Origin of the sequence: Pseudomonas sp. UBA5568 (assembly GCF_002425525.1) — a bacterium.
In the GTDB taxonomy this organism is placed as follows: Bacteria; Pseudomonadota; Gammaproteobacteria; order Pseudomonadales; family Pseudomonadaceae; genus Aquipseudomonas; species Aquipseudomonas fulva.
The window spans coordinates 70239-76602 of record NZ_DIMK01000026.1; the positions used below are offsets into that span (position 1 = coordinate 70239).

Annotated in this window: 4 protein-coding genes; all 4 read left to right on the plus strand. The window is 62.5% G+C overall.

Annotated features, from left to right (window positions below):
* Window positions 1–4 precede the first annotated feature (4 nt).
* The 4 genes from B2S33_RS08580 (at window position 5) to B2S33_RS08595 (ending at window position 6049) form a co-directional block, all read left to right on the plus strand.
* Window positions 5–547 carry a hypothetical protein gene (locus B2S33_RS08580; protein ID WP_288650161.1) on the plus strand — a complete coding sequence of 181 codons (543 nt, stop codon included), beginning with the start codon at window positions 5–7 and terminating at the stop codon, window positions 545–547.
* A 112-nt stretch (window positions 548–659) separates the two neighbouring features.
* Complete coding sequence (uvrA, locus tag B2S33_RS08585) at window positions 660–3173, plus strand: excinuclease ABC subunit UvrA (protein ID WP_288650162.1); 2514 nt, start codon at window positions 660–662, stop codon at window positions 3171–3173.
* Between the two features lie 75 nt (window positions 3174–3248).
* A complete protein-coding gene (locus B2S33_RS08590) occupies window positions 3249–4898 on the plus strand; it encodes an MFS transporter (RefSeq protein ID WP_288650163.1) in 1650 nt (549 codons plus the stop codon).
* A complete protein-coding gene (locus tag B2S33_RS08595; RefSeq protein ID WP_288650164.1) occupies window positions 4895–6049 on the plus strand; it encodes an HlyD family secretion protein in 1155 nt (384 codons plus the stop codon). Before B2S33_RS08590 ends, B2S33_RS08595 begins: the two co-directional genes overlap by 4 nt.
* Window positions 6050–6364 lie beyond the last annotated feature (315 nt).

Below are 6364 nucleotides of genomic sequence, written 5' to 3' on the forward strand. Positions count from 1 at the left end.
CCCCTTGCTGTTTCGCTTCGCAGCGTTGGGTATTGGGCTGGGCATGGTCGCCGTGTGCAGCCTGGCGTTGTATGCCATCTGGGTGGATGTGCTACCAGTCTTCGGGCGCCTGTACCGCGGTGCTCCGGTGGTCGAGACTTCGTTCGGAGCCTTTTTCGTGATAGGGGTGATTACTTTGACGCCCATTGTGGTCGCCGCCGCCATGATCGGCCTTTTTACCGGCCGCAAGTTCGACCCGCCGAGGGCGTCCTGGCTTGCTCGATTCCAGCTTCGCTCTTTTCAGGTCACACTCATGGCGATATGCATCGCGGCCCCGGTGATGATTGCAGTGAGCACGGCCACGCTCCTGATCAAGGACTATCGGCCCTGCACCAAACTGCGCATTTCCGGATCGCGCGGGCACATGTTCTGGGTCAATGATGACCGGGTGTGTTTTACCCCGGATGCTTACATCAATGATCATTGGCCCTGCAAAACGGTGGGTGACCGGACGGTGTGCGTCCAGGTGGATGGCCACGCTCCACTCGGCTCGCAGGCTGCCCGGTAGAACCTCCTGGCCGCTTGGAGCGTCCTACAGCTATTCCTATTCGACCGCAGGCCATACGTGATCGCTGGCCTGCTATGTCTTCTCGACCCGACTGCCAAGCAAGGACAGCAACATGCCAAGCGACAAACCCGCCTTCAGCGGTTTCATTCGTGTACGGGGTGCGCGCGAGCACAACCTCAAGAATGTCGATGTAGAGATACCGCGCGACGCATTGGTGGTGTTTACCGGAGTGTCGGGTTCCGGCAAGTCTTCCTTGGCTTTTTCGACACTGTACGCCGAGGCCCAGCGCCGCTACTTCGAATCGGTTGCGCCCTACGCTCGGCGGCTGATCGACCAAGTGGGTGTACCGGACGTGGACGCCATCGAAGGCTTGCCTCCCGCGGTGGCGCTGCAGCAGCAGCGTGGCAGCCCCAGTGCGCGGTCTTCGGTAGGCAGCGTCACCACGCTATCGAGCTCCATCCGCATGCTGTACTCGCGTGCAGGCCATTACCCCGCGGACCAGCCAATGCTGTATGCCGAGGATTTCTCGGCCAACACGCCGCAAGGCGCCTGCCCCGCGTGCCATGGGCTCGGCCGGGTCTACGAGGTCACCGAGGCGACCATGGTCCCCGACCCCTCGTTGAGCATCCGGGAGCGCGCAGTGGCTGCCTGGCCCATGGCGTGGCAAGGGCAAAACCTGCGGGACATTCTGGTCACCCTGGGCTACGACGTGGATGTGCCTTGGCGCGATCTGCCCCAGAAGCAGCGTGACTGGATTCTCTACACCGAAGAAACACCCACCGTGCCAGTCTACGCGGGCCTTACGCCGGCCCAGGCACGTGCCGCCCTCAAACGCAAGGCAGAACCCAGCTACCAAGGCACGTTCACCGGCGCTCGGCGCTATGTGCTGCATACGTTCATGCACTCGCAAAGTGCACAGATGCGCAAGCGCGTTTCCCGTTACATGCGCCCGAGCCCCTGCCCCACGTGCCAAGGCAAACGTCTCAAGCGCGAGGCATTGAGTGTCACCTTCGCAGGCCTGGATATCGCAGCGCTTTCGCAACTGCCCCTGCAGGCCTTGGCTGAGGTATTGCGCAAGGTGGCGGCAGCCGAGTACCTGATTCAGGACGATGACCTGACAGTTGAAAAACGCCTGGCCGCGCAACGCATTGCCAGTGAGCTGCTGGTGCGCATCGACACGCTGCTTGAGCTCGGCCTGGGTTACCTGGCACTCGAACGCAGCACCCCTACCCTGTCTTCGGGCGAGCTGCAGCGCCTGCGCCTGGCTACGCAGCTCAATTCGCAGCTGTTTGGCGTGGTCTATGTGCTGGACGAACCCTCCGCCGGCCTGCACCCGGCCGACAGCGAAGCCTTGTTCGATGCCCTGCAGCGCCTCAAGCAGGCGGGCAATTCGGTGTACGTGGTCGAACACGACCTGGACACCATGCGCCGTGCGGACTGGCTGGTGGACGTGGGGCCGGCCGCCGGAGAGCACGGGGGCAAGGTTCTCTACAGTGGCCCTCCGGCCGGCCTGGCCCAGGTCGAGCAATCGTGTACGGCCCGCTATCTATTCCAGGCACAGGACAAGACACACCGCCAACATCGCGAGCCCCAGGCCTGGCTACGCCTGGAGGGCATAACCCGCAACAACCTCGACAACCTCAGTGCAGCGTTCCCGCTGGGCTGCTTCACGGCGGTGACCGGCATTTCGGGCTCCGGCAAGTCGAGCCTGGTCAGCCAGGCCCTGCTGGACTTGGTAGGCACACACCTGGGTCACGCCGAGGCTTCACAGGATGCCCAGGTGCCTGACCTGGAAGACGAGCCAGAGCAGGTGAGCACGGGCCGCGTCAGCGCAGGCCTTGAGCACATCAAGCGGCTGGTGCAGGTAGACCAGAAACCGATCGGCCGAACGCCTCGGTCCAACCTGGCCACCTACACCGGCTTGTTCGATCATGTGCGCAAATTATTCGCCAGTACCGAACAGGCCAAGGCCCAGGGCTTCGATGCCGGGCGTTTCTCATTCAACGTCGCGAAAGGTCGATGCCCTACGTGCGAAGGCGAAGGATTCGTCAGTGTCGAGTTGCTGTTCATGCCAAGCGTGTTCGCTCCTTGCCCGACCTGTCACGGGGCCCGCTACAATCCAGAGACCCTTTCGGTAAGCTGGCAAGGCATGAATATCGCCCAGGTGCTGCAACTGACCGTGGAACAAGCGCTGAGCGTGTTTGAGGATCAGCCCTCGGCGCGGCGTTCGCTTCAGGTGCTGCAAGACATAGGCTTGGGCTATCTGCGTCTGGGCCAGCCGGCAACGGAGCTGTCAGGGGGCGAAGCACAACGGATCAAGTTGGCCACCGAACTGCAACGCCAGGCCCGCGGCGCCACCTTGTATGTGCTCGATGAGCCCACCAACGGCCTGCACCCACAAGATGTCGACCGGTTGCTGGTGCAGCTCAACCGCCTGGTGGATAACGGCCACAGCGTGGTGGTGGTCGAACATGACATGCGCGTAGTCGCCCAGTGCGATTGGGTGATCGACATCGGCCCTGGGGCTGGCGATGCCGGCGGCAAGGTGGTCGCCAGCGGCAACCCCGGTCAGGTAGCCAAGGCCAAGCACAGCCGCACAGCCGCCTTCCTGGCACGGGCCTTGTAGCAGCGCTGGATAACATCGACGCAGGCGCAAGCGGCCACACAACGGCTGCATCCAACACCTTAGACAGGCTGTTTCATGGACAAGTACGCACCCCGCCAGTGGTTACCCCACGAGAAACCGACCCTGCCAGGTTCGCCGTCCACGCCCCTGCACAGCCCAGCCAAGCGCCTGGCCTATGGTCTGGTTGGTTTGCTGGTCGCCATCACCGGCGGGCTGGGCAACGCGCTGGTGACCGCAAACCTTGTGTTCCTGCAAGGTGCACTGGGCGCGACCACTGCGGAAATGGCCTGGTTGCCGGCTGCCTACGTGATGACCAACGTGTCCATGAACCTGTTGCTGGTCAAGTTTCGCCAGCAATTCGGCCTGCGTGCCTTTACCGAAGTGTTTCTGGTGCTCTATGCCCTGGTGACCTTCGCCCACCTGCTGGTCAACGACCTGAATTCGGCCATTGCCGTGCGGGCCGCCCACGGCATGGTGGGCGCCGCGTTGACCTCGCTTGGCCTGTACTACATGATCCAGGCCTTCCCGGCACAGTGGCGGCTCAAGGCAATGGTCCTGGGCCTTGGCGCTTCCCAGCTGGCCTTGCCGCTGGCACGGATATTTTCTGAAGACCTGCTGTTGATCGCCGAGTGGCGGGGGCTTTACTTGTTCGAACTGGGGCTGGCACTGACAGCCCTGGGCTGCGTACTTCTGCTCAAACTACCGCCCGGTGACCGCTTCAAGACCTTCGAGCCTCTGGATTTTCTCACCTTCGCCCTGATGGCCAGCGGCACGGCGCTGCTCTGCGCTGCCTTGTCGCTTGGGCGCATCGACTGGTGGCTGGATGCGCCGTGGATCGGCATGGCGCTGGCAGGCTCGATCGTCCTGATGCTGAGCGGGCTGGCGATCGAGCACAACCGGGAGAACCCCCTGCTGATGACGCGGTGGCTGGGCAGCGGCGCCATCATCCGCCTGGGACTGTGCGTGATCCTCATCCGTATGGTCACCTCCGAGCAATCCACCGGCGCAGTCGGCTTTCTGCAGATGCTCAACATGTCCAGTGAACAGATGCGTTCGCTGTACTGGATCATGCTGCTCGGTGCGGTCGCCGGGTTGGCGACCAGCGCCTTGACCATCAACCCTAATCACTTGATCCTACCGCTGCTGATCTCCCTGCTGGCCATGGCAGTAGGCGCCTTCATGGACAGCACGTCGAGCAACCTGACCCGGCCTGCGCAAATGTACCTGAGCCAGTTTTTGTTGGCCTTCGGCAGTACGTTCTTCCTGGGCCCCTCCATGGCCCTGGGCATTGGCCATGTGCGGGCCAACCCGCAGAACCTGGTGAGCTTCTCGGTGCTGTTCGGCATCTGCAACAACCTCGGCGGTCTGATCGGTGCAGCGCTGCTGGGCACGTTCCAGATCTGGCGGGAAAAATTTCACTCAAGTCACCTGATGGACCACCTGAGCAGCGTGGAACCGCTGGTCACCGCCCGGGTTCAAAGTGGGGGTGCAAGCGTCGGGCGCCTGATCGCCGACCCTGCCCTGCGTACTGAAGTGGGCATGCGCCAACTGGCTAGCGCGGCCACCCGAGAAGCCAATGTGCTGGCCTACAACGATGTGTTCATGCTCATTGGCGCTATCGCTATTCTCACCATGATCTGGATCTGCATACGCGGCACCTGGCTCTGGTACAGCAAACGTCAGGCTCGCCTGACCGACTCATCCCTTGGCGCACCGACACGATGACCGAACAATCCCGCACCACCACCACGACTGCCATCGCCGAAGCGCCGGAGGGCACTACGCCACCAAGTGAGCCAACTTCACCCGGACGCACTCGCAAGGTGCGCATACTGTCAGCCATCACCTTCGGCTGTGTCGCCCTGGTCGGCGTACTGGTGGTGCTTTATGCGTGGCGCCTGCCCCCTTTCAGCAGCGCCATCGAAAGTACCGAAAACGCCATGGTGCGCGGGCAGGTCACGATCATCGGACCGCAGTTGAGCGGCTATATCGTCGAGGTGCCAGTGCAGGACTTCCAGTACGTCAAGGCGGGCCAGTTGCTGGTCAAGCTCGATGACCGGATCTACACCCAGCGCCTTGCTCAGGCCATCGCTCAGCAGCAGCAACAAGAGGCGGCGCTGGCCAACAATGCGCAGCAGCGTAAGAGCGCTGAGGCGACCATCGCCCAGCGCCAGGCTGCCATCAATGACGCTGCCGCGCAGTTGAGCAAGGCGAAGGCCGATCTGTCGCGCAACCAGGCGCTGGTCACCGATGGATCGGTGTCACGACGTGAACTGGATGTCACCCGCGCCAGCGAGGCGGCGGCGGCGGCGAGCCTTGCGCAGGCAAAGGCTGCGCTGGAGATTGCCCGGCAGGATCGCGAGTCGGTGATCGTCAACCGCGCGGCGCTGCTGGCTGCGGTCGAGAATGCCAAGGCCGCCGTGGCCCTGGCCCGCATCGACCTGGACAACACCCGCGTGACCGCGCCAAGGGACGGGCAGTTGGGGCAGATCGGGACGCGCCTGGGCGCCTATGTCAACTCCGGTGCCCAGCTGATGGCGCTGGTACCCGATACCTTGTGGATCATCGCCAATATGAAGGAAACGCAGATGGCCGACGTGCGCATCGGCCAGCCGGCCAGTTTCACGGTGGATGCCTTGAACCATCTCAAACTGTACGGGCACATCGAACAGATTTCCCCTGCCACTGGCTCGGAGTTCGCGTTACTTCAGGCGGACAATGCGACCGGCAACTTCGTCAAGATCGCCCAGCGCATTCCGGTGCGTATCACAGTGGATGCCGGCCAGCCAGAGGCTGCGCGGCTGCGGCCGGGTATGTCGGTGGTGGTCAGTATCGATACGGGGGAGCAGCCGTCCTGTGGCAGAGCGGGTTGCTAGCGGATTGATGGGGGGTGTGCCCTTGGATGGGTCACGTGTTGGCGAGAGTGGACAATGGGTATTACTCTACACCCCATAGATCAGTCTCTTTAATCAGGGTGTGGCTGCATTCGAACACCTTTGCGAGCCACCACTTCTTGTAGGAGCGAGGTGCCACGATGGCCGTGCAGCGGCCCCAGTTTATTTGCTGTGATTCAAACACTAGGGCCGCTTCGCGGCCATCGCGGCACAAAGTCGCTCCTACACGGGATATATGTCGCGGCAAGTTTAGACGTTATCATCCCCACCACAGACGCTGTTGATCTTGATCTTGAT